This is a genomic window from Streptomyces sp. 2114.4, assembly GCF_900187385.1.
Lineage (GTDB): Bacteria > Actinomycetota > Actinomycetes > Streptomycetales > Streptomycetaceae > Streptomyces > Streptomyces mooreae.
This window is the reverse complement of record NZ_FYEY01000001.1, coordinates 4,336,347-4,359,360: the sequence shown is the minus strand read 5'-3', so window position 1 is coordinate 4,359,360 and position 23,014 is coordinate 4,336,347. Positions and strand designations below refer to the sequence as shown.

Below are 23,014 nucleotides of genomic sequence, written 5' to 3'. Positions count from 1 at the left end.
CTCACTGGGGTCGGGGGGAACGGAACTCGGCGGTGAGCTCCACGAGCCGGGGCACCAGCTCGTTGGGCGTCGGCAAGGCGTGCAACTCGTCGCGCAGGACCGTCGCCCGGTCCCGGAAAACGGGTTCGCCGAGCAGCCGCAGCGCCGCCTCACGCACCGCCGGTACGGTCGCCCGATCGGCCTCGATCGCGATGCTGCCGCCCTGTTCCGCGGCCCGGCGGCCGAGTACGGGCGCATCGAAGTCCCAGGGCAACAACAGTTGCGGCACGGGATGCTGCGCCATCGTCAGCAGGGTCCCGAAGCCGGCGTGGTGAATGGCCAGACTGCAGGTCGGGGCCAGGGCGTGCATCGGCACATACGGCACCAGCCTGGCGTTGGCGGGCACCCGGGCGAGCTTTTGCTGCTCGTCCTCGGCGACGGTCGCGACGATCTCCAGGTCGAGATCGGCCAGCGAGTCCAGGACGCCCTGGACGTCGACCGCGTAACCGGCACCGTGGTCGGTCGAGCTGACGCCCATGGTCAGGGCCACCCGAGGCCGCTCGGGCGCGGTCCACAGCCACGTCGGCAGCACCGCCGGTCCACCGTAGGGGACGAACCGCATGGGCAGAGTGGGCAGTTCGCTCTCCAGCCGGAGGGACGCCGGGAGCTGGTCGATGGTGAAGTGCCCGGTGACCATGTCCTCGGTGAACTCCCCGCCGTACATGCGGGCATAGCCGCCCAGCCATTCACCGAGCGGATCCGTCCGCCCGCCCGGCGGCTGCTCGTCGCGCAGACGCCGGAAGTGCTCGCGGGTGCTGCCGAAGACATCGACGCTCCACAGCAACCGTCCGTGCGCGGCGCCGCACGCCTTCGCGGCGATCGGCGCCGCCATCGCCAGCGGCTCCCACAGGATGAGATCCGGCCGCCACGAACGGGCGAAACGGACCAGGTCGGCGATCATGGGGAAGCTCGCCGGCTTGTGCCACAGGTCCACGATCTCCGCATAGCCCTCGCTGAGACGGCTCCACTCGGCCCGGGACGGGTCGTGTGCCACGTCGTACGGTGTGGGCAGCCCGAACTCCGGCCGGTACGACCAGTCAGGAAGGGTGTGCATCTGGCGGCGCAGCAGCTCCCACAGGTCGTAGTCCCGGCCGACCGGTACGGCGGTGAGCCCCGCCTGTGTGATCACGTCCGCGAACCACGGGGTGCAGGCGACCCGCACCTCGTGCCCCGCGGTGCGCAGTGCCCACGCCAACGGCAGCATGGGCAGCACATGTGCCTTCTCGGGGTTGGCGACGAACAGGACGCGCACGGCTCACGCTCCGATCGGCCCGGCGAGGGCGCCGGCCCGGGCCTTGTTCCCGGCCGCGAACCGCTCCAGCCTGCCCACCAGGTCGTTGGGGGCGGGCATGGCGAGCATGCGGTCGCGCAGCTCGGCTGCGCCCCGCCGGAATCCCGGATCACCGAGCAGTTTCAGCAGACCGGCACGGACGTCCGCGCCGGTGGTCTCCTTCGGGTTCAGCATCAGCCCGGCACCGATCGCGCTGACGCCGGTGGCCAGCGCCGGGCCGTCGTTGTCCCAGGGCAGCGTCAGCTGGGGCAGTCCGCGCAGCGCCGTGGTGGCGAGGGTGCCGAAACCGGCATGGTGGATGACCGCGTCACAGGTGGCGGCGAGCGCGTCCAGCGGCAGGAAGGACGCCACCTTGGTGTTGGCCGGAATCCGCTCCAGCTTGCGCTGCTCGGCTTCCGCGATCGTGGCGACCAGCTCGATGTCCAGGTCGCCGAGCGCGTCGAGCACATCCTGCACGCCGACGGCGTACTCACCGCCGTGGCCGGTGGTGCTCAGTCCCAGGGTGAGCGCCACCCGCGGCTTGTCCGGCGGGTGGCTCAGCCAGGTGGGGACGACCGCGGCGCCGCCATAGGGCACGTACCGGAGCGGCTGGTACTCGACGCCGCCGGCGCGGTGCTGGAGGCATTCCGGGACCAGATCGATGGTGAGCTGCCCGGTGACCATGTCCTCGCCGAACTCGGTGCCGTACCGGCGGGCGTAGCCGCCCAGCCATGCGGCCATGGGGTCGGTGCGCCCGCTCTCCGGCTGCTGTGCCCGCAGGCGCAGGAAGTGTTCGCGGGCCACCCCGTACATGTCGGTGCCGAAGAGCAGGCGGGCGTGCGCGGCGCCGGTGGCCCTGGCCGCGATCGCGCCGGCGTAGGTGAGCGGTTCCCAGATGACCAGGTCCGGCTGCCAGTGCCGGGCGAACTCCACCAGGTCGTTGATCATCGGTACATTGCTGGTCTTGTGCCAGCGCTCGACCTGCGTCGCGTACCCCTGGCTGAGGTATTCCCAGGTGATGTCCTCGTGCGCCCTGCCGGTCACGTCGTACGGCAGCGGCATCCCGCCCTTGTCGGCCTGGCCGAGCCAGCTGGGATCCCTGGAGAGGATCTGCCACAGGTCCCGGTCGCGGCCGACGGGTACGGCGGTGAGCCCGGCCTGGGTGATGACCTCGGTGAACTTCGGCTGACTCGCAAAGCGGACTTCGTGGCCGGCAGTACGCAGCGCCCAGGCCAAAGGAGCCATCAGGAGGAAGTGGGTCCGCTCCGGATAGGCGGTGAACAGGACTCGCATGGCTGCTGCTTTCCGTGGGGTCAGGCGGTGGTGCCGCGGTGCCGGGCGGTGAGTTCTTCGAGGCGGGGGACGAGCTGGTTGGGGGTGGGCAGCGCAAGGGTCTCGTCGCGCAGGGCGGTGGCACGGCTGCGGAAGTGCGGCTCGCCCAGCAGACGCTGCACGGCGGTGCGCACGGCCCCGCCGGTCGCTTCGGTCGTGTGGAGAGCGAGTCCGGCACCGTGCTCGGTGAGCTTGCGCGCCAGAATCGGCTGATCCCAGTGGTAATGCAGGGACAGATGAGGCACGGGATGGCGGGCGACCGTGGCGAGAGTGGCCGCACCCGCGTGATGGATGAACGCACTGCACGTGGGCGCGAGATGGTGGAGGGGAACGTAGGGGACCAGGCGGGCGTTGTCCGGGATGCGCCGCAGCTTGGCCTTCTCGGCGTCGGCGATGGTGGCCACCAGCTCGATATCGAGATCGGCCAGCGAATCCAGCACCTCCTGGGTGGGGATGGTGTAACCGCTGTAGACATCCGTCGCGCTCAGCCCCATGGTGAGCGCCACCCGCGGCTTCTCCGGCTGCTTCCACAGCCACTTCGCCACCGTGGCCGGCCCGCCGTACGGGATGAACTGCATGCGCTCGTAGTGCAGCCCGCACGCCTCGGTCTGCAGACTCCCGGGAAACTGGTCGATGGTGAAATGCCCGGTGACCATGTCCTCGGTGAACTCCCCGCCGTACTTGCGCGCATAGCCCCCCAGCCACTGAGCAAGCGGATCCGACCGCCGCCCCTCCGGCTGCTGCGCCTTGAGACGCAGGAACTGCCGGCGGACACCGCCATGGATGTCGATGCCGAAGAGCAGACGGGCGTGGGCGGCGCCGACGGCCTTGGCCGCGATCGGGGCGGCAAGGGTCAGCGGATCCCAGATCACCAGGTCCGGCTTCCAGTGCAGCGCGAACTCCACCAGATCGGCGATCATCGGGAAGGCCGCCTGGCGGTGCCGGTCGGCGACCGCGTGCGCCATTCCGGTGGCCAGATAGTCCCAGGTGTCCTTCTCCGGTTCGGTGAACGCGTCGTAGGGCTCCTCGATGCCGGCCCGGCCCTGGTCGAACCCGTTCCCGGTCGCGCGTGCCGCCCACAGCTTGGCGTGGTCACGTCCGACGGGGACGGCGGTGAGCCCGGCCTGGGTGATGGTGGGGGCGAACGAGGGCTGGCTGGCGAAGCGGACCTCGTGCCCCGCGGTACGCAGCGCCCAGGCCAGCGGCACCATGTACTGGAAGATGCTCTTGTGCGGGTTGGCCGCGAACAGCACACGCATGGGTCAGCCTCACTGGGGTCGGGGGGAACGGAACTCGGCGGTGAGCTCCACGAGCCGGGGCACCAGCTCGTTGGGCGTCGGCAGGGCCAGGAACTGGGCGTTCAGGTCCGTGGCCGCCTGCCGGAAGGCCGGTTCGCGCAGGATGCGAAGCAGGCTCTCCCGTACCAGCGGGCCGGTGGCCCGGTCGGCGCGGACGGGCAGGACGGCACCCTGCGCGGCCGCGCGCCGGGCCAGTTCCGGTTCATCGAAGTCCCACGGCACGGCGACCTGGGGAAGAGGGTTGAGGGTCGTGGTCAGGAAGGTGCCGGGACCCGCGTGGTTGATCACCGCGCTGCAGGTGGGCAGGAGGGCGTGCAGCGGCACATACGACACGACCCGGACGTTGTCGGGAATCCGCGGCAGCTTGCGCTGCTCGTCCTCGGCGAGGGTGGCGACGACCTCGATGTCGAGATCGGCCAGTGAATCGAGGATGTCCCCGACATCGGCGATGTAGCCCGCGAAGCGACTGGTGGCGGCGATGCCCAGGGTGAGGGCGACCCGGGGCTTCTCCGGCTTCTTCCACAGCCACCCGGGGACGACCGCGGGGCCGCCGTAGGGCACGTACCGCATGGGCACGTACCGCACGTCCGCCGTCATCCGCATCGAGGGCGGGAACTGGTCAATGCTGAAGTGGCCGGTGGCCAGATCCTCGGTGTACTCACCGCCGTACTTGCGGGCATAGGCACCCAGCCAGTCGGCGAGCGGATCGCTCTGCTCCTCCGGCGACTGCTGTGCCTTGAGGTGCAGGAAGCGGCTGCGGGTCAGCCCGAGAACGTCGATGCTCCACAGCAGCCGGGCGTGGGCGGCGCCGGTGGCCTTGGCCGCGATCGCGCCGGCGTAGGTGAGCGGTTCCCAGATGACCAGGTCCGGCTGCCAGTGCCGGGCGAACTCCACCAGGTCGGCGGTCATCGGAAAGTTGTCGGTCCTGTGCCAGTGGCGGACGACGTGTGCGTAACCCGCCTTCATCGTCTGCCAGTCGAGGTCCTGCGGTGCCTGTTCGGCGGCGCTGTACGGGGCGGGCAGGCCCTTGCGCTCCGCCTCCATCCGCTCCGGATTCAGCTGCGGCAGGCGCCAGATGGGGCGGTCGGTGCCCACGGGGACGGCGGTGAGCCCGGACTGCGTGATGACCTCGGCGAACTTCGGCGGGGCGGCGACGCGGACTTCGTGGCCCGCCGTGCGCAGTGCCCACGCCAGTGGCACCATCTGCTGGAAGAGAGACTTGTCCGGGGTGGTGGTGAACAGTATTCGCATCGTGTCCCTATGAGTTGCATTCAGGCGGTGACGGCGCGGTGCCGGCGGGCGACGGCGCCGGCGATCCGGCCCAGCCCCTCGTGAAGAGGCACACGCGGCGCCCAGCCGGTGACGTTCCGGAACTCCGGTGACCGGAGTACGAAGTCGAGTTGGTCCGTGGGCATCGCGTGCTGGGCAGGCGTGCTGTCCACCACGGGTACGGGCGGCCGGCCCGTCTGCCGGGACACCGTCCGGGCGATGGCCGCGAACAGCTCCGCCACACTGGTCTGTTCACCCGTACCGATCTCCCACGCCCGCCCGGCGACCGCGTCCAGCGCGTCGAGGGCCGCGGTGAAGGCGCGGGCCGCGTCGTCGATGCCCAGCAGGTCGCGCTTGGCCGTGCCGCCGTGCCACATCGTGAGCGGCTGCCCCTCGACGGCCCGCCGTGTCATGGTCGCCACCACGCCCCGGTCGAGGTCGACCGGATCCGTGCCCAGGCTGTAGAGGGTGGGCAGGCGCAGGGTGCTGCCGCGGACCAGCCCCTCGGCGGTGGCGTCGGCGATCGCCTGTTCCGCGGCCAGCTTGTGCCGGTCGTAAGCGGTCAGCAGCTCGTGTGGCTGGGTACCGCTCGCGGCCAGGGCGGCCGGCACCCGGGCGGACTGGGAGAGCGAGCCGGCGAAGAGCAGGGCGGGCCGCCGGGCCGGACGCTGGGCGCGGATCGCGTCGATGACCTCGTGCACCAGGCCGAGGTTGACGCGCTCCGCCAGGGTGTCGCCGTCGGAGACCCGCCAGGTGCCCGAGCCGGAGATGTGCGCGACGAGGTGGATCACCACATCGGATCCCGCGACCGCCTCGGCGACCGCCCCGGGCTCGGTGAGGTCCGCACGGCGCTCCTCGATCACCGCGGTGGGTCGCGGCGGGACCGCCACCGGGCGCCGGCCGACGAGCCGGAGACGGACGGGCCGGCTCGCGAGCTCCCTGCTGATGGCCGTGCCCAGCAGGCCCGAGGCACCGAGGACGGTGATGAGTTGTCCGGTTCCCTGACCTGGCACTGGTTCTCCTCAAATCCCGTTGTGGTTCGTGGCGGGCGGGCAGGCCGCGGACGGCAGGTTCGGGTCCGCGCGCCAGCTCAGCCGCGGCCCGAGGACGTCGCCGAGTGCGCCGTCGACATGCCGCTCCCACTCGCTGCGTACGGTCTGGAACGTGTGCAGGTCCCAGTGCCGCCCGCGGAAGTAGAGATAGTCGCGGAGCACTCCGGTGGCCGCGCTTTTCTCGGAATTCAGTCCGACGCTGCCGAATGTGGCCTCGGTGGTCTGGGCAATCACCTTATCGACGTCGAACATGGCGAAGGCATAGTTGATCGTCAAATAGATCGCCTCGGATCCCACACCGAGCCGGGCGCGTTGGGGGTCCAGATAGACGCCGGCGCTGACATGCCCGGCGGGGTCGAGAGCATGCAACGTACTGAATCCCAGCAGTTCTCCGTCGCCGCGCCGGGTGACGAGAAAAGCGGCATCACACTTGGCCAGGTCACGATTCTTCGACCGGGCGGTGGGACTGACGTTTTCTATTCCGGTCCGCAGCATCGTACGGATGAGCTCCGAGTGATGCCGGGTGGATGCCGGACGGAATGCAAGGCGGCGGGACGTGATGTGCGGAAAGAGCACGGTAGTCGTCCAATCGGTCGGTGGATGAGCCTTACGGGGGCAACGTTCAGGCGCCGCCCGCCCTCTCGTCCCCCGGGCCGGCGCTCTCGCGCACGCCCGTCGCTTCCCGTATGTCCGTCCGGCTCGGGTACTCCGCCCGGACGCTGTCCCAGCACATCTCCCCCACCGTCGCCGGCAGGCTCTCCAGCCGGCTCAGGTCGGCGTCCGTGAGCCGCAGTTCCGCCGCGGCCACGTTCTCCTCCAGCCAGCGCAGGTGCCGGGTCCCCGGGATCGGGACGACACCCGGGCCCTGCGCAAGCACCCAGGCGATGGCCACCTGGGACGCCGTGGCGCCGTCATGGCGGGCGGCGACCTCGCGCAGGCCGTCGAGGATGACCCCGTTGGAGCGCATGGCCTCCGCCCGGAATCGCGGGTCGCGGACCCGGGAATCGCCCGTGTGCAGCCGCTCGTGGGACACCTTGCCCGTGAGGAAGCCGCGTCCGATGGGGGCGAAGGCGAGGAAGCCGACACCGTTGCGCCGGCACCACGGCAGGATGTCCCGTTTGCTCTGCGGCGCCCAGACCGACAGCTCGTACTGCACCGTCGTGATCGGGAAGATGGCGTGTATCTGGTCGAGTTCTTCGCAGGTGGCGTGCGAGATCCCCAGGGCCCGGACCTTCCCCTCGGTGACCAGTTCACCGAGGGCGCCCCAGGTCTCCGCGAGCGGGACAGCGGGGTCCACGCGGTGCAGCTGGTACAGGTCGATGGTGTCGGTCCGCAGCCGCCGCAGCGACGCCTCGCAAGCCCGGCGCAGATGCTCCGGGCGGCCGTCACGGACGAATCTGCCGTCCGGCTGCGCGATCAGCCCGCACTTGGTCGCGATGTTCGCCTCGTGTCCGTGGTGTTCGAGCGCGCGGCCGAGCAGTTCCTCATTGGTGAAGGGCCCGTACACATCAGCCGTGTCGAAGAGATTGACGCCGAGGTCCAGGGACCGGTGTATGACCCGGGTGGATTCTTCGTCGTCCCGCTGACCGGACCCGTAGCCATAGGACATTGAACTGCAACCCAGGCCGAGCGCACTCACAGAAAAACCGTCGGCCAGTTTGGTCTCCCACATCTATATGTACTCCAAAATGTCCGGCGCCGACGATTCATGGGCTGCCGGAAAAGGCCACAACGACCTTTCCCGCGGCGCACATCGGAATTTGTCCGGGGGCAGAGCGCCGCTTGAGATCATTCCTCATCGAGTCGGCGGTCCGGGAGCCGTCGCGGCGCACTAATTTCCGCCTTCTCGTCGGGCGCGGACTGCAGAAACTCGGCGATCAGCTCAGGGACGGATTCGCCGGCGAACGTCATGAACTGCTCGACCCTCATATCGGGGGCCTGATAGAAGCGCAGCCCCGCCGCGGTCGGCACGCCCACGCTCACCAGGCCCAGCCATCGCTGCACCAGCGACTGGCGGACCTTCAGGCCCAGAACGGCCTCCCGCTGGAGGGCGGCGGTCTGCCGCCGCGACAGGCCGTGCCGCATGACGAGGTACTGGCCGACGAAGGTGTGTCCCAGCGCGCGAAAGGCGATCAGCGCCAGCCCGGCGGTGACCGGAAACGCCCACAGGGGGATCACCCAGATCCATGCCGGCACCGCCCGGGTGGCTCCCAGCCAGGCCAGCAGCCCCGCGGTCACGGCACAGAACGCCGCCGCCCACAACAGCCGCCGGTAGAGCGCCGCGGACGGGTGGCGGCGCAGCGGTGCCTCCAGCGGCCGGACGTCGCCGGGAAGAACCAGGGCCGCCACCCGCCGGGCCTCGCCGACGGGCCCGCGCGGCAGGATGGAGCTGGCGGGTTCGCTGGAAAGCGACCAGTTGGCGAGCCCGGTGGAGATGACGGTCGTCTCGGTGAGCCGGATCCAACGCCAGAACAACGGCTCGCTGAGGTGGACGCCCCGCAGCCGCCGGTCGTCGCGGTGCACCTCCCGGGTCGACAACAGGCCCTGCCGGGTGACCAGTTCGGTGCCGTCCTCCTTGACCCTCCGGACGAGCCGGAAGTGCCAGTTCTCCTTGATGAAACCGCTCGTCAGGGTGCCGGTCCCGAGAACGGCCGCGATCACGACCCACAGCAGGTAGGTGCCCGGGCCCTCAGGGACCAACCGGCCGATCACCCGGTCCAGCGCGCCGATCAGGTCGACGGTGAACAGATCCAGCAGCGAATCCAGGCTCCACAGCATCAGACCACCGACGAGCACCCCCCAGATGTTGATGGCGTTGTAGAAGATCCAGAACCAGCGCACCTGCGAGATCAGGGTCTCCTGGGCCGCGGCGCCCTGTGCCTCGGCCTCGGCCTCGGCGTCCGCCTTGCCGCGCATCAGCTCGCGGCGCAGCGCCTCGGCCATCTCCTTGGAGACCGCGTCGAGTTTGAGGGCGGGCCGGGTCCTGCCGGAGCTGATGAGGACGACGCGCAGTCCCGCGACCCGGTGCCGCAGCTTCGCCTTGTGGTCGACCGCGCGGATGCGTTCCCGGGGAATCTGGCGGTAGACCCGCATGACACGGCCCGTTTTGATCTCGACCAGGTCCGCGGTGACCCGGTACCGGGTACGCAGCCAGCGCACGACGTCGGAGACGCTGATGAACACGCCGAACCCGGTCGCGACCATCGCCGGCCACAGATCCGGCATACGCCGCCCGGCGCCGAAGATGAGCATCGACAGGCCGGTCGGCAGGAGGGACAGCAGGAGCCGCACCAGATTGACCCAGATCAGCCGCCCGTTCAGGCGCTCCCAGGGCACGTCGTGGTCGGCCGGCTGCTGCCCGCAGGCGTCGTGCTCCACGGCGTCCAGGGAGGTCATGTCGCGTCTCCCGGCGTGGCCTGGGTGATCGCGGTGAGCTCCGCGGCGGTGCGCGCCACGACCTCGGCGTCAAGGCCGACGATCTTGATGTGGCCTTCCATCGAGGCGGTGACCACCCGCAGCGTGGCCAGACCGAGCCACTGCTGCACCGGCCCGCGGGCCACATCGACGCTCTGAATACGAGAGATGGGGACGATCCGCCATTCCCGTACCAGCCAGCCCTTGAGCTCGTAGACCGCGTGGTCGGTGCTCTCCCAGCGGTGGACGTGATACCGCCAACGCGGCATGACTGCCCCGGTCACCACATGGCCGATCGCCATGACGAGGAGGACCGGACCGACCCAGGGCCGGGACTCCGGCCACAGCCCATACGTCATTCCCAGTGCACCGAGAACGATGACCATGGACAGGACGACACGAATCGTCCACCACCAAATGGCCCGTCGTTCGACACGATTGCGGGGCGGGCGGATATGGGGCCGGTCGGTGCCAGTCGCCAGCGCCAAATGCGGCACCTCTTCTCCAGTCATGCCGCTATGTTGCACCGCCCCTCTCCGACACCACGAGGATCCGGACAGGAATACGGCCCGCTCAGCCGCTGGCGGTGGGCACAGAAGTCGCGGCGTCGTCGAGGACCGCCGTTATCCAGGTCAGCAAATCCTCACCCGTGCGGAGGGCGGCGGCCTGCCAGCGTTCCCGCTGGCAGTCGTCGGGCTTCATCTTCAGCTGCGTGGCACGCGCACTTCCGGCTATTCCCTTCCGCGCCCGCATCTGACGTCGCAGTTCATTCCGTGACCAGCGGTTTTCCTGCGCCCGCGCCAGCCATGGGCCGCGCTCCTCCGGAGCGAGCCCGGCGACCTCGGCATGGTGCTGGAAACTCAAGTCGCCGTACCGCTCATGGGGTTCGAACCGGCGGGCGACCCATGCGTAGTTCCGCAGTGTCTGGTAGTCGAGGGAAGTCTCCGTGATGGCGCGCTTATAGCGGTTGGGAAATTCGGACTGACCGTAGAGGAGCCAGTCCCCGAGCCACCAGGAAGAGGAGCTGGAAATCGCCTGGATCTGCTGGCCCAGACTGCACCAGTCCGCAAGGGACAGCCCGCGCGGGATACGGAGATTATTTCTTCTCCGCATTGCCTGACCAGGTGCGGCCGACGGATCGGATTGCGGGCGACCGTCGACCGAGCTCACCGAATGATTCCGGGCACCGTCAACCACTGCCCCACCGCCTTTCGTTGCGTTACAACCCGTACGGCACCGGAGACTTCCACACCTTTCTTGATGGGGCCTAGACAACGTCTAAACGGCCCAATGGCGGCGGTAAGCGGCTACTCGACCTCCCGGGCGGATCCCGCTTCCGTCCCGCCGGCGGGACAGCGGGCCCCGGCCGGGCGAAGGGCATCTCGGCCGTTCTCCACACCACTCATAACGCGCCAGATTCCGCCGCGGTTGCCCAGCCGTGCGGCCGGAGCAAGTTGACGTTCCGCTATGATCATTTTTTGAAGCAAGTACGCGTCGATTAGGGGGAACGATGCTTGCCTCTCCAACCGTTGCACTTCTTGGTCCCGTTCTGGCGTTACGAGATGGCCGTCAATTGGAGCTCGGTTCGCCGACTCAGCGGACGATCTTCGCGGTGCTCGCCGCCCGCGCGAACCGCCCCGTCAGCCGGGACGAACTGGTGGACGCAATCTGGGGCGACGGCGCCCCGGCCACTGCTCTGAACAGTGTGTACACCTATATCGCGCGGTTGCGGAACTCCTTGGAGCCCGACCGTGCCCGCGGCATGCGCTCCGAGGTCCTGGTCTCCGACACCTTCGGCTACATGCTGCGTGTCGCGCCCGACGGGGTGGACGTCCAGCAGTTCGCCACCGCCCTCGCCACCGCACGGCGACTGCGGGCCGAAAACGCCGTGGGGGACGCGGTCAGGGAACTGGAAGCCGGGCTGGCGCTGTGGCGCGGCAGTCCCTACGGCGGCGCGGTCGGCCCGTTCGCGCAGGCGGAACGCGCCCGGCTGTCGGAGGCACGCCTGCTGGCGCTGGAGGACGGCGCCGAGATGACGCTGGAGCTCGGGCGGCCCGCCGCGCTGGCCGGTGAACTGGCCGCGCTCGTCCATGATCATCCCCTGCGCGAGCGGCTGCGCTACGTCCTGATGCGCTGTTACGTCGAACTCGGCCGGCACGCCGACGCCATCAGGGAGTACCACAGCCTGCGGGGCAGACTGATCGAGGAAGAAGGAATCGAGCCGGGCAGCCATCTGCAGCAGTTGTACGAGAAGGTGCTGCGCGGCGAGCGGTCCACCGCACGGCTGCTGCCGCAGAAATCCGCCGTCCCGCCGTCCGGCAGCGGTGAACCGTCTCGAACCGTAGCCCAACTCATGCGCGACGTACCAGGGTTCACCGGCCGCACCGCGGAGCTGGAGCAGTTGCACACCTTCGCGACGGCGGCCGAGGAAGCCGGCGAGCCCGCGCTCCTCTTGATCACCGGCGGTCCCGGAGCGGGAAAGACGGCACTGGCCACACGGTTCGCACACTCGCTTGCCCACAAGTACCCAGACGGTCAGCTGCATGTCGATCTGCACGCCCACTCCGACAGGCCGGTCCACAAGACGATCGATGGTGCGCTCGGTCACCTGGCCGCGACCATGGGCGAACCGGCGCGCTTCGAGCGGGTCGACGCGCAGGCGTCGTACCGGAGCCTGCTCGCGGACCGCCGGCTGCTCATCCTCCTGGACAACGTTGCCTGCGCCGGGCAGGTCAGAGCCCTGCTCCCCGGCACCCCCTCGTGCCTGGTCATCGTCACCAGCCGCAATGGGCTGCCCGGACTGATCGCCCGGGATGGTGCGCGGCGGATCGTGCTGGACGGCATGGGCGAGGAGGCCGCCCTCGAACTGTTCGGCCGGATAGCGGGTGAGACGTTCGTGGCGCGGCACCGCCGCGCGGTGACGAAGCTCGTCGCCGCCTGCGACGGGCTCCCGCTGGCGCTGCGCATCGCCGCGACACGCATCAAGGTCGCGCCGTCCCCGGCCGAGGCCCTCGCGAGCTTCGACGACCGGAACGCGGTCGATTTCCTGCAGCTGTCCGGTGACAGCGAGGCCTCGCTGTACACCGTCATCGACTGGTCGTACGCCGCGCTGCCGCCCAAGGCCGCCCAGATGCTCCTGGCGCTGGGCCGTCAGAACGACCGGATGGTCACACAGCCCAGGGCCGCCGCACTGAGCGGCATGGACACATCGAGCTGCTGGAGGGCGCTGCACGCCCTTGCCGATGCGAGTCTCGTACGGGAGGTGGCACCGGGCCACTTCCGGCTGGACGGGCTAATTCTCGCGTATGCGCAACGGCTGGCCGCGGCGCGGATCCCGGGACAGCGTCAGCCTTCCGACCGCTCCGAGCGATTAGCCACGATCACCAAGATCGAGCCGACCACCGACAGCGACAGGTTGCAGATGACCTCGTAGCCCTGCAGCGGTTCCATGTGCGGTATCACGTAATGATTGACGAAGTTGAGCACCGGACTCAGAAATGGCTGCGTGGCCAGCTGGTCGACGGTACCGCTGATGCCGGCGACCACCAGGAAGAGCCCGAGGAACTGAACAACCTTTGCCATGGCGCCACGCTATGAGGCCGTGGTCGCCGGCCGGATCGGTCACTCGTACTCTTCGCGCCGACCGGAGTCTTGCCGTTCGGTGGCCGGGGAAGACCAAAGTACTGCTGCGCGGCGACTTCGGTGCCGCGCTCCGCGCCGCCGATTCCCTTTGTCCACAGGCCGGTTCAGCATCAGAAGCCGTCAGGCGCCACCGGCTACTCTGGCCGTATGACCACAGCCGAGCCCACCACGATCGACGTGCTGATTGCCGACGACGATCCACTCGTCCGCGCCGGGCTGTCGGTGATGCTGGGCGGGTCCCCCGACCTGCGCGTGGTCGCCGAGGCCGGTGACGGCGCCGAGGCGGTCAGCCTGGCCCGGCAGCACCGCCTCGACGTGGTCCTCATGGACATCCGGATGCCGGTCATGGACGGGCTGGCGGCCACGGAAGCACTGCGGGCCATGAGCAACGCACCAGAAGTCCTCGTCCTGACGACGTTCGACGCCGACGAGTACGTACTGCGCGCACTGCGTGCCGGAGCGGCGGGGTTCGCACTGAAGGACACTCCGCCGCCGGAGATCGTCTCGGCCATTCACCGGGTGGCCCAGGGCCAGCCGGTGCTCTCACCGGCCGTCACCCAGCGGCTGATCGACCGGGTTCTGTCCACGCAGGACCCCACGGGGCGCCGCGGGGAGGCCCGGGACCGGCTGGCACTGCTCAACGAACGGGAGCGCGCGGTCGCTCTCGGCATCGGCCACGGCAAGTCCAACGCGCAGATCGGCGCGGCGCTCTACCTCGGGGTCTCCACGGTCAAGACCCATGTCTCCAGCATCCTGACCAAACTCGGCCTCAACAACCGGGTGCAGGTTGCCCTGTTGGTGCACGACGCCGGGGAGCTGGAGGGCCGGAGTTGAGCCCGCCCTGACCGCCGGGCCGGGCTTCTGGTGGGTGCCGGGTGCCCGTCAGGAGGGGGTGCCAGCCGGGCCGTTGACCGGCGTCGCCCCAGGAGCCGGCGTCCCTCTCGTCAATGGCCGAATAGCGCCCTCCCGGCATTCGCACGCTCGGCAAAGAAGTTAAAGAAAGAGTATAGACAAGGTACACTCTCCCCTGGCTAGAGTTCTTGCATCGTCGTCAACTGACCTACACGACGGAGGCATTAGGCTATGGGGGAAATCAATGCAAGCACGCATGCACGGGAGGTACATCCTGCGCTGCCCAAACTCAGCGAGAAGCTGTCCAAAGCCGTTGATAAGACCATTGCACGACGCACCACCCTTGAATTGACGTCCGGTATATCGCTGGACGACTGGCAGAAAATCGGCAAGCAGCTCTTCGTCGCCGCCGACTCCTCGGCCTGGTGGCTGGGTGACTGGCTCATCTACGGACGGACCATGTATCCGGACCGTTACCAGCGCGCGATCGAGGAGACTCACCTTGATTACCAAACGCTGCGCAATTACGCCTGGGTCGCCCGGCGCTTCGCACCGCCGCGCAGGCGCCCCGCGCTGAGCTTCCAGCACCACGCGGAACTGGCGAGCCTTCCGGAGAACGAGCAGGAGTACTGGCTGGACCGGGCAGAACGGCTCAGCTGGTCGAGGAACTTTCTGCGCAGCCGCGTCAAGGCAGCCCGCCAGGCCGGCGAGCAGACCGAGCAGCACGCCATCAGCATGCGTGTCGAAGTGAACGTCTCCCGGGACCGCCGCCAGCGCTGGATCCAGGCCGCCGACGACGCGGACCAGGATCTGCAGAGCTGGGCCATGTCGATGCTCGACCATGCGGCTGCCGCGGTCCTCATGGGATAGCGCACCACGGACCACGCCGGGCGCCGGCGCTCCGAGGGGTGCGAGGCCACCCCGGTGCCGATGCGCCGGGCCCCACACCCCAAGTCCGCCCTGCACAAAGCCCAGGTCACACTCGTGACCTGGGCTTTTCCCATTCTGTGCCGCGCCGGCGGGCCGGCCCGGACACCGGCTCCAAGACTGCGGGAGCCCGTGAACCGGGCATACCGGCCGGGCCCTTGAGGAGCGGAGATCCCGGTCCGCCGCAGAAACAGCGCCGCGCCATTCGTCACCGGTCCCTCCCCTCGTGGGGACCGGTGCCGAATGGCGCAGGCGGGGGCGGTCCGCACCGGGTGGCGCGGAGCGTGCGTGCCGGGCCCCGGGGGCACCGTGCGAGCGGTCCGCAGGGACCGGCTCCACGGGTTCCCCGGGCTCATGAGCCGAGACCGTCACATGGCTCGTGAGTCCGGCAGCAGGTGGCCGGGAACAGGCATCAAGAAGTGCTTCTCCGGGCTGAGCCGGTGGCTTGCCGGGGTGGGGCACCTCTTGATGCGCCGTCGGGAAGTGATCCTGCCAGGTGAGGTTCCTCCTGAGGAGGTTCCGGTCTCGGGCCGCCGTCTTCGCCGCAGGTCAGGCGGCTAAGGTGAGTTTTCCGGTCCGGACGTCCAGATGCGGGGGAAGGAAAGGGGGAGGCCGTGAGTTCCGATGCGGGAGCACGCGCAGCCTTCGCGGAACGCCTCGCGCTGCTGTACAAGGAGGCCGGCAACCCTCCGCTCAAAAAGGTGGCCGAGGCGGTCGTCCGCCTGCAGCGGGTCGACGAACGAGGGCGGCCCGTGCGGGTGTCCGTGCAGCGGATCAGTGACTGGCGGCGGGCCAAGAACGTGCCCGCGCAGTTCCCCGCGCTCGCCGCGGTGCTGCACATCCTGATACCCCAGGCACGGCGCCAGCGGCCCACTCCGGTGTCCGCGGGCCTGTACGACGCGGCCGAGTGGCAGCGCCTGTGGGAGCGCGCGGTCGGCGACCGCGCCTCGGCGGCCGAGGAAGAGGAGGGGCGCCCCGCGGCCGAGGCCCCGGCCGTACCCGGCGTGTGCCCGTACCGGGGGCTGGCCTCGTACCGTCCCGAAGACGCCCGGTGGTTCTTCGGCCGGGAGCGGTACACGGACGCCCTCGTCGCCCAGCTCCGCGCAGCGGAGAAGACGGGTGGCCTGGTCATGCTCGTGGGCGCCTCGGGGGCCGGAAAGTCCTCCCTGCTGAACGCCGGCCTGGTGCCCGCACTGCGCAACGGCGCGCTGGGCGACGGGAAAAGCCAGGAGGGGGAGACCCAGGGCGGGAAGGCACAGGACGGGAAGGCGCAGGAAAGGAAGGTCCTGCAGCTGGTGCCGGGTGGCGATCCGCTCGGGGAGCTGACCTCCCGGATACCCGAGCTGGCGGCCGTCCTGGCCGCCGCGGGAGAGTCGGCGGCGCAGGAACCCGGCACGGTGCACTTCGCGTGTGCGGTGCGGGAGGCCGTCGGGGCCTGGGCGGGGCGGGAGGCGTCCGCCACCGCGCGTCCGGTCGTCATCGTGGACCAGTTCGAGGAGGCGTTCACCCTCTGCGCCGACGAGGCGGACCGGCGCACCTTCCTCCAGCTCCTCCACGCCGCCTGCACCCACGGCGATCCGGACGCCCCGGCCCCCGTGCGCGTCATCCTCGGCATTCGCGCCGACTTCTACGACCGGTGTCTCGGGTATCCCGAACTGGCCGATGCGCTGCAGCACCGGCACATGGTGCTCGGCCCGCTGACCACTGCGGAGCTGCGCGAAGCGGTGACCGGCCCGGCCAAGGCCGTGGGCCTGGAACTCGAACCGGGGCTGGCGGAGCTGGTCGTCCGGGAGGTGAGCGCCGACGGCCCCGGCGGGACGCATGACGCGGGGGTGCTGCCCCTCCTCTCCCACGCCCTGCTCGCCACCTGGCAGCGGCGGAAGGCGGGAAAGCTGACGCTGGCCGGCTACCGCGCGGCGGGCGGCATCCAGGGAGCGGTGGCGGCGACCGCCGAGCGGGCCTGGTCCGGCCTCGACCCGACGGCACGCACGGCCGCGCGGCTGCTCCTGCTCAGGCTGGTCCGGCTGGGCGAGGACACTCAGGCCACCCGTCGGCGGGGGACCCGGCGTCAGCTGGCGGACGAGTCCGCCGACCCCCACAAGACCGAGGAATCGCTCGAAGCGCTGGTGCACGCCCGGCTGGTGACACTCGACGCGGAGGCCGTGGAGATCACCCATGAAGCGCTGCTCCACGCCTGGCCACGCCTGCGCGACTGGATCGACGAGGACCGGGCCGGCAACCTGCTGCGCCAGCGGCTGGAGGAGGACGGCAGGGCCTGGGAGGACGCTCACCGTGACGCCTCGCTGCTCTACCGGGGTTCGCGGCTGGAACAGGCCCGCACCTGGGCGCAGTCCGCCGGTGACACCTTTCTGACCCGGAGCGCGGTGGAATTCCTGGCCGCTTCGGTCAGGCTGCGCAAGCGCACGGCCTGGATCAGCCGCGGTGCGGTGTCGGCTCTGGCCGTCCTGGCGGTCATGGCCATCGGTTCGGCGTTGGTCGCCTGGCAGCAGCGGGACGACGCCGTGTTCGCGCAGGTGCTCGCCGAAGCCGACCGCGTCCAGTTGACGGATCCGTCGTTGTCCGCGCAGCTCGACCTGGTGGCACACCACCTGCGACCGCACGACGACGGCACGAACAACCGGTTGCTCTCGACGGTGAACGCGCCACTGGCCACGCCGCTCCTCGGCCACACCGGCGCCGTCTACCTCACCACGTTCAGCCCGAACGGGCGGGTCCTGGCCACCGCGAGCTACGACCACACCGTTCGGCTGTGGGACGTGGCGGACCCGACGCACCCCAGGCCCCTGGGCAAGCCCCTCACCGGACACACGAGCTGGGTGAGCACCGCCGTCTTCAGCCCGGACGGACACACCCTGGCCAGCGCTTCGGACGACGGCACGGTCCGGCTCTGGGACGTGCGCGACCCCCGTCACCCGCACCCGATCGGTACGCCCCTGACCGGCCACGACGGCACCCTCTTCCTGCTCGCCTTCAGCCCGGACGGACGCACGCTGGCGGCCGCCGACGAAGAACACACGGTCCGCCTGTGGGCCGTGGACGACGTGCGCCGGCCGAGGCGGCTCGGTGTCCTGACCGGCCACACCGCCGCCGTGCGCTCCGTGGCGTTCAGCCCCGACGGGCGGACGCTGGCGGCCGGTGGCGACGACGACACGATCAGGCTGTGGGACATGGCCGACCGGCGGCGTCCCCGGCCGCTCGGCAGGCCACTGACCGGCCACAAGGGCACGGTGCACTCCCTGGCCTTCAGCCCGGACGGCCGCACTCTCGCCAGCGGCAGCGACGACGACACCATCCGGCTCTGGAACGCGGCCACTCCACGTCACACCACACCGCTCGGCTCGCCGCTCACCGGCCACACCGGCCCCGTGTGGTCCGTGGCCTTCAGCCCCGACGGGACCGTGCTCGTCGCCGGCAGCACGGACAGAACGGCGAGCATGTGGAACGTCAGCAATCCGGCATACCCCTCGCAGATCGGCCAGCCCCTCGCCGGCAGCAGTGACGAGATGTACGCCGTGGGCTTCAGCCCGGACGGCCGAAGCCTCGCCACCGGCAGCGGCGACAACACGGTCCGCCTGTGGTCGATGCCGCCGACGGACATGATCGGCCGCACGGGAGCGTTCCGCCCGGACGGGCAGGTGCTGGCAACGACCGCGGACGACGAACGGGTCCGGCTGTGGAGCGTGCGGGCTCCACACCGGACCGCGTTGCTGGGCAAACCCTTCAAGCCAGGGGAGGGTGACACGCGGTCGATGGAGTTCTCCCCCGACGGCCGCATCCTCGCGGTGCGGACCGGACGCCGCACGCTGCGTCTGTGGAACGTGACCGACCCGAAGCGGCCCGTCCCCTACGGGCCGCCCGTCACGCTGCGGACACGGTACGTGGACTCGCTGACCTTCAGCCCGGACGGGCACACGCTGGCAACTGCCTACGACGACCGCACCATTGCGCTGTGGAACGTCAGCGACCCGTCCCGCCTTCATCCACTCGGCCGCGTGCTCTCCGGCCACAAGGGCTACGTCAACTCCCTCGTCGTCAGCCCGGACGGCCGCACTCTCGCCAGCGGCAGCGCCGACGGCACCATACGGCTCTGGGACATGACCGACCCTCGCCATGCCACCCCGCTCGGCGCACCTCTCAGGGGACACCTGGGCCCCGTCAACAAACTCGCCTACAGCCCGGACGGCCATACCCTGGCCAGCGGCAGCGACGACAGTACGGTCCGGCTCTGGAACGTCTCCGACCCCCGCGAAGCCACCCGGCTCGCCACCCTCACGGGCCACACCGAAGCGATCACGTCGCTGACGTTCAGCCAGGACGGCCGCACCCTGGCGAGCGGCGGGGACGACGACATGGTCCGGCTCTGGAACGTCGCCCGCCCTTCCAGGGCCACTCCCATCGGGGAGTCGATCAGCCCCCACGCCAAGACGGGCAATTTCCTGGCTTTCCGCCCCAAGAGCCACATGCTCGGAGTGTCGAGCGGCGCCGATACGGTCCGGCTGTGGGATCTGGACACCGATGCGGCAGTGCGCCGCATCTGCTCAACCACCCGGGGCGTTCTGACCCCGGAGAGGTGGCAGGAGTACCTGCCCCGTCTCTCGTACGCGCCCCCGTGCAACGAGTAACCGGGCATCACGGCCCCCAGCCCGCCCGCTGCTTCCCTTCCGGGCAGCGGGCGGGAAGCCTCCGGCCCGCCCGGGGCCCCCGTGGGTTCCGCTCCCGCGGCGGACCGGGGAACGTGATCCCGATCACAACCCCGCATTGTGTCAGGGTAGTTTGCTCCACCACGCAAGCAGCCTTGTTAACCTTGGCGACAGTCCGACCGCTGGTGCATCCCCCGTCGCCAGCGGTCGGACATTTTCCTGTCCGGTGTGAGACGCGGACGGCCCCTCCCTCCTTCTTCGTACCTCCCCGACGCCCCTGAGCCGGGTTCGCCGTGGTCGCCGTGGCGGCCCCCGGAAAGAGCCGCCGGCCGCGCGCGGGCCTCGGCCATCTGGACGCTTCCGGCACGTCAACGGCTCGTGATGAGTCATAAAGTGGCGCCGTCGGGACGGCCGGCCCGACCGGGCGCCGAGCGACGGAACGGTGAGCAGGCATGGCAGTGGCGTACGAGCGGATCGCGGGCCAGCTCCGGCAGGCCGTCCGGGCAGGCCGGTGGAAGCCCGGCGACCGGCTGCCCCCGGAGGCGGAGCTCGCCGAGGAGTTCGGGCGGAGCGTGCCGGCGGTCCGGGTCGCTCTCCGGTTCCTGTGCGAGGAAGGCCTCATCGAGAATCAGCACGGGCGCGGCAACGTCGTCCGGCGCCCGCGCATCGTTGCCGCGCGCACGAACCTCAGCCACCAGTGGGAGAAGAGCCGGGCGCGCGAGCCGCTGGAGGAACGGGCCCGGACCGGCGGCACCGAGCGGGACACCGGTCTGCACCCCGATGACCTGGTGTTTCAGGCGTCATACCGCGAGACCGAGGCGGACGAGGACCTGGCGCGGGCCTTCGACCTGCCACAAGGCACTCCGCTCCTCGAACGCCGCTACCGGACGCGGCACGCGGCCGAGAGCGCGCCCTTCAGCCTGATGACCTCGTACCTCGTCCGCGACATGATCGCGAAGAACCCCGACCTGCTGGACGAGACCAAGGAGCCCTGGCCGGGCGGGTCACAGGCCCAGCTCTACACCCTCGGGATCGAGCTGGGCCGCGTCGAGGAACGCGTCACCGCCCGGCCGCCGGCCCCCGAAGAGGCGGCGGAGCTGGAAATGCCGCCCGGGACGTCGGTGCTCGTCCTCCGGAAGACCTCGATCGACGTCAACGACCGGATCGTGGGCGTCTCCGACGTCATCCTGCCCGGTGACCGTACGGAGATGCTGTTCGTCACGCCCCTGGAAAGGTGGTGAGTGCCGGCCGGCCTTCCCGGCGGCGGCCCCGGGCCGGCCAGGACCGCCTTCCCGTCAGTCCCGGTCGAACGCGAGGTCCAGCATCCGGATGGCGTTCCCCCTGAGGATCTTGTACGTCACCTCCGCCGACAGCCCCGCCACGTGCTCGGCGGCCACGTCCTTCGTATGCGGCCAGGTCGAGTCGACGTGCGGGTAGTCGGTCTCGAAGGTCGCGTTGTCGACCCCCACCGTCTCGATCGCCTCGATGCCGTGCCGGTCGCGGAAGAAGCAGCAGAAGACCTGCCGGTAGTAGTACGACGACGGCGGCTCGGGGATCAGGTCCTTGACCCCGCCCCACGCCCGGTGCTCCTCCCAGACGTCGTCGGCGCGCTCCAGGGCGTAGGGGATCCACCCCATCTGGCCCTCGCTGTACGCCAGCTTCAGCCGGGGGAACTTCACGAGGACGCCGCTGAACAGGAAGTCCATCATCGAGGCCATCGCGTTGTTGAAGCTCAGGGAGGCCTGCACGGCGGGCGGTGCGTCCGGTGAGGCGGCCGGCATCTGCGACGACGAGCCGATGTGCATGTTCACGACGGTCCCGGTCTCCTCGCACGCGGCGAAGAACGGATCCCAGTACCCGGAGTGGATGGACGGCAGCCCCAGGTAGGTGGGGATCTCGCTGAAGGTCACCGCCCGCACCCCGCGGGCGGCGTTGCGCCGGATCTCGGCGACGGCCAGCTCGACGTCCCACAGCGGGATCAGGCACAGCGGGATCAGCCGCCCGCCGCTGTCCCCGCACCACTCCTCCACCATCCAGTCGTTGTACGCCCGGACGCAGGCGAGGCCGACCTCCTTGTCACCGGCCTCGGCGAAGGTCTGCCCGCAAAAGCGCGGGAACGTCGGGAAGCAGAGCGACGCCTCGACATGGTTGACGTCCATGTCCGCCAGCCGTGCCTTCGGGTCCCAGCACCCGCGCCGCATCTGCTCCCGGGTGATGCCGTCCAGCGTCATCTCGTCGCGGGAGAATCCCACGGCGGCGATGATGCGCTTGTACGGGAAGATCAGGCCCTCGTACTCCCACCAGTCGGTGAGCTGGCCTTCCGGGTCCGTGGTGAACCGGTACTTCCCGCCGACGTACTCCAGCCCGCCGATGCCGGCGGTGAAGGGCTTCGGCCCCTTGTCCTGGTACTTCTTCGGAAGCCAGGTCTCGAAGAGGTGCGCGGGCTCGATCACGTGATCGTCCACGCTGATGACCCTGGGAAGCTCCGCCGTGCCGCTCTCGTTGCTGCTCACGCTGTACCCCCAACTGCCCGCCGGTGGGTCACGCCGGACCAATACCTGACGACCCATCAGTTTCGAGGTTATGGGCTCCCCCGTACGACGACAAGGCGGGGCCGCAAACTCCACCCCTTGCGCGACGCCACGACATCCGTTGAACTGACACACCGTCAGTTCAGTGGATGAGCAGCGAGGGGACAGCATGCAGACGATCTGGCTCAGCGGTGCCGAGTGGTTCGCCGTCCTCCGTATCGGCCTCGGGCTGTGGTGGCTCGAGAGCTGGCGCCACAAGGACAAGAAGACCTGGTTCACCGGTGGCGGCATCACCTGGGCGGCCGGCATCGCGGCCGAGCACCGGTGGTCCGCGGTCCGTACGGGCTTCGACCGCTGGGTGAAGCCCCGCCCCCGGCCGATGGCGTACCTCGTCGCCTACGCGGAGCTGGCCCTCGGCCTCGGGCTCGTCGCGGGCTTCCTGACGCCGATAGCCCTGGTCTGCGGAGCGGTGCTCAACCTGATCTACCTCGTGCTGATGATCCACGACTGGGCGGAGCAGGGGCAGAACCTGATGATGGCCCTGATCTCCCTCACGGGACTGCTCGCCATGAGCTGGCAGTGCTGGTCGCTCGACGGCGTGCTGGGCCTGTTCCACTAGGGCCTGGCGGCGCGGCGGACCCCGGCGGGAACGGTGGGCCGCGGAGCGGCGCCCGGAGCGCACGGGCCCCCGGTCGTTCAGCTCCCCGGGCGTGGGGTGGCCCGGGAG

Annotated in this window: 18 protein-coding genes; 6 read left to right on the top strand and 12 right to left on the bottom strand. The window is 70.0% G+C overall.

Annotation, left to right across the window (positions count from 1 at the left end):
* Window position 1: 1 nt before the first annotated feature.
* The 10 genes from CFW40_RS19155 to CFW40_RS19110 form a co-directional block, all read right to left on the bottom strand.
* A complete protein-coding gene (locus CFW40_RS19155; protein ID WP_088799048.1) occupies window positions 2–1,291 on the bottom strand; it encodes an activator-dependent family glycosyltransferase in 1,290 nt (429 codons plus the stop codon).
* A 3-nt stretch (window positions 1,292–1,294) separates the two neighbouring features.
* Entirely contained in the window at window positions 1,295–2,602 is a 1,308-nt protein-coding gene (locus tag CFW40_RS19150) for an activator-dependent family glycosyltransferase (RefSeq protein WP_088799047.1), read from the bottom strand.
* Between the two features lie 20 nt (window positions 2,603–2,622).
* Entirely contained in the window at window positions 2,623–3,900 is a 1,278-nt protein-coding gene (locus CFW40_RS19145; RefSeq protein WP_088799046.1) for an activator-dependent family glycosyltransferase, read from the bottom strand.
* Window positions 3,901–3,909: 9 nt separating this feature from the next.
* Window positions 3,910–5,190, bottom strand: a complete 1,281-nt coding sequence (locus CFW40_RS19140) for an activator-dependent family glycosyltransferase (protein WP_088799045.1) — start codon at window positions 5,188–5,190, stop codon at window positions 3,910–3,912.
* 20 nt (window positions 5,191–5,210) lie between these two features.
* A complete protein-coding gene (locus tag CFW40_RS19135; protein WP_218136793.1) occupies window positions 5,211–6,221 on the bottom strand; it encodes an NAD(P)-dependent oxidoreductase in 1,011 nt (336 codons plus the stop codon).
* A gap of 9 nt (window positions 6,222–6,230) precedes the next feature.
* Window positions 6,231–6,755, bottom strand: a complete 525-nt coding sequence (locus tag CFW40_RS19130; protein WP_088799044.1) for a GNAT family N-acetyltransferase — start codon at window positions 6,753–6,755, stop codon at window positions 6,231–6,233.
* 127 nt (window positions 6,756–6,882) lie between these two features.
* Window positions 6,883–7,932 (bottom strand): aldo/keto reductase, encoded by a 1,050-nt coding sequence (locus tag CFW40_RS19125; RefSeq protein WP_088799043.1) that lies wholly within the window; start codon window positions 7,930–7,932, stop codon window positions 6,883–6,885.
* A 116-nt stretch (window positions 7,933–8,048) separates the two neighbouring features.
* Window positions 8,049–9,656, bottom strand: a complete 1,608-nt coding sequence (locus tag CFW40_RS19120; RefSeq protein WP_088799042.1) for a PH domain-containing protein — start codon at window positions 9,654–9,656, stop codon at window positions 8,049–8,051.
* On the bottom strand, window positions 9,653–10,186 hold the full coding sequence (locus CFW40_RS19115) for a PH domain-containing protein (protein ID WP_088799041.1): 534 nt from the start codon (window positions 10,184–10,186) through the stop codon (window positions 9,653–9,655). The genes CFW40_RS19120 and CFW40_RS19115 overlap by 4 nt, the downstream gene beginning before the upstream one ends.
* 61 nt (window positions 10,187–10,247) lie before the next feature.
* Entirely contained in the window at window positions 10,248–10,844 is a 597-nt protein-coding gene (locus tag CFW40_RS19110; RefSeq protein WP_256331392.1) for an LmbU family transcriptional regulator, read from the bottom strand.
* A 403-nt stretch (window positions 10,845–11,247) separates the two neighbouring features.
* Between CFW40_RS19110 and CFW40_RS19105 the strand changes: the two genes are divergently transcribed.
* Window positions 11,248–13,107: an AfsR/SARP family transcriptional regulator gene (locus tag CFW40_RS19105; RefSeq protein ID WP_176956453.1), complete on the top strand. Its 1,860-nt coding sequence runs from the start codon at window positions 11,248–11,250 to the stop codon at window positions 13,105–13,107.
* Here CFW40_RS19105 and CFW40_RS19100 read toward each other — a convergent pair.
* A complete protein-coding gene (locus CFW40_RS19100) occupies window positions 13,020–13,256 on the bottom strand; it encodes a hypothetical protein (protein WP_088799038.1) in 237 nt (78 codons plus the stop codon). The two genes, CFW40_RS19105 and CFW40_RS19100, sit on opposite strands and share 88 nt — an antisense overlap.
* Before the next feature lie 207 nt (window positions 13,257–13,463).
* On the opposite strand from CFW40_RS19100, the gene CFW40_RS19095 reads away from it, so the two are divergent.
* From CFW40_RS19095 to CFW40_RS19080, 4 genes are all read left to right on the top strand, one after another.
* Window positions 13,464–14,150 carry a response regulator transcription factor gene (locus CFW40_RS19095; RefSeq protein ID WP_088799037.1) on the top strand — a complete coding sequence of 229 codons (687 nt, stop codon included), beginning with the start codon at window positions 13,464–13,466 and terminating at the stop codon, window positions 14,148–14,150.
* 249 nt (window positions 14,151–14,399) lie between these two features.
* Entirely contained in the window at window positions 14,400–15,038 is a 639-nt protein-coding gene (locus tag CFW40_RS19090) for an LmbU family transcriptional regulator (RefSeq protein ID WP_176956454.1), read from the top strand.
* A gap of 671 nt (window positions 15,039–15,709) precedes the next feature.
* Window positions 15,710–19,738: an AAA family ATPase gene (locus tag CFW40_RS19085; RefSeq protein ID WP_088799036.1), complete on the top strand. Its 4,029-nt coding sequence runs from the start codon at window positions 15,710–15,712 to the stop codon at window positions 19,736–19,738.
* Between the two features lie 470 nt (window positions 19,739–20,208).
* Complete coding sequence (locus CFW40_RS19080) at window positions 20,209–20,997, top strand: GntR family transcriptional regulator (protein WP_088799035.1); 789 nt, start codon at window positions 20,209–20,211, stop codon at window positions 20,995–20,997.
* A gap of 54 nt (window positions 20,998–21,051) precedes the next feature.
* Here the strand turns inward: CFW40_RS19080 and CFW40_RS19075 are convergent, their stop codons facing one another.
* Window positions 21,052–22,269, bottom strand: a complete 1,218-nt coding sequence (locus tag CFW40_RS19075; protein ID WP_088799034.1) for an amidohydrolase family protein — start codon at window positions 22,267–22,269, stop codon at window positions 21,052–21,054.
* Window positions 22,270–22,456: 187 nt separating this feature from the next.
* On the opposite strand from CFW40_RS19075, the gene CFW40_RS19070 reads away from it, so the two are divergent.
* Complete coding sequence (locus CFW40_RS19070; protein WP_088799033.1) at window positions 22,457–22,906, top strand: DoxX family membrane protein; 450 nt, start codon at window positions 22,457–22,459, stop codon at window positions 22,904–22,906.
* Window positions 22,907–23,014: the final 108 nt, after the last annotated feature.

Excerpts from the sequence above, each read along its gene's own strand:
- CFW40_RS19150 (WP_088799047.1), bottom strand. The coding sequence starts at position 2,602 with ATGCGAGTCCTGTTCACCGCCTATCCGGAGCGGACCCACTTCCTCCTG.
- CFW40_RS19145 (WP_088799046.1), bottom strand. The coding sequence starts at position 3,900 with ATGCGTGTGCTGTTCGCGGCCAACCCGCACAAGAGCATCTTCCAGTAC.
- CFW40_RS19140 (WP_088799045.1), bottom strand. The coding sequence starts at position 5,190 with ATGCGAATACTGTTCACCACCACCCCGGACAAGTCTCTCTTCCAGCAG.
- CFW40_RS19130 (WP_088799044.1), bottom strand. The coding sequence starts at position 6,755 with ATGCTGCGGACCGGAATAGAAAACGTCAGTCCCACCGCCCGGTCGAAG.
- CFW40_RS19125 (WP_088799043.1), bottom strand. The coding sequence starts at position 7,932 with ATGTGGGAGACCAAACTGGCCGACGGTTTTTCTGTGAGTGCGCTCGGC.
- CFW40_RS19120 (WP_088799042.1), bottom strand. The coding sequence starts at position 9,656 with ATGACCTCCCTGGACGCCGTGGAGCACGACGCCTGCGGGCAGCAGCCG.
- CFW40_RS19115 (WP_088799041.1), bottom strand. The coding sequence starts at position 10,186 with ATGACTGGAGAAGAGGTGCCGCATTTGGCGCTGGCGACTGGCACCGAC.
- CFW40_RS19100 (WP_088799038.1), bottom strand. The coding sequence starts at position 13,256 with ATGGCAAAGGTTGTTCAGTTCCTCGGGCTCTTCCTGGTGGTCGCCGGC.
- CFW40_RS19095 (WP_088799037.1), top strand. The coding sequence starts at position 13,464 with ATGACCACAGCCGAGCCCACCACGATCGACGTGCTGATTGCCGACGAC.
- CFW40_RS19090 (WP_176956454.1), top strand. The coding sequence starts at position 14,400 with ATGGGGGAAATCAATGCAAGCACGCATGCACGGGAGGTACATCCTGCG.
- CFW40_RS19080 (WP_088799035.1), top strand. The coding sequence starts at position 20,209 with ATGGCAGTGGCGTACGAGCGGATCGCGGGCCAGCTCCGGCAGGCCGTC.
- CFW40_RS19070 (WP_088799033.1), top strand. The coding sequence starts at position 22,457 with ATGCAGACGATCTGGCTCAGCGGTGCCGAGTGGTTCGCCGTCCTCCGT.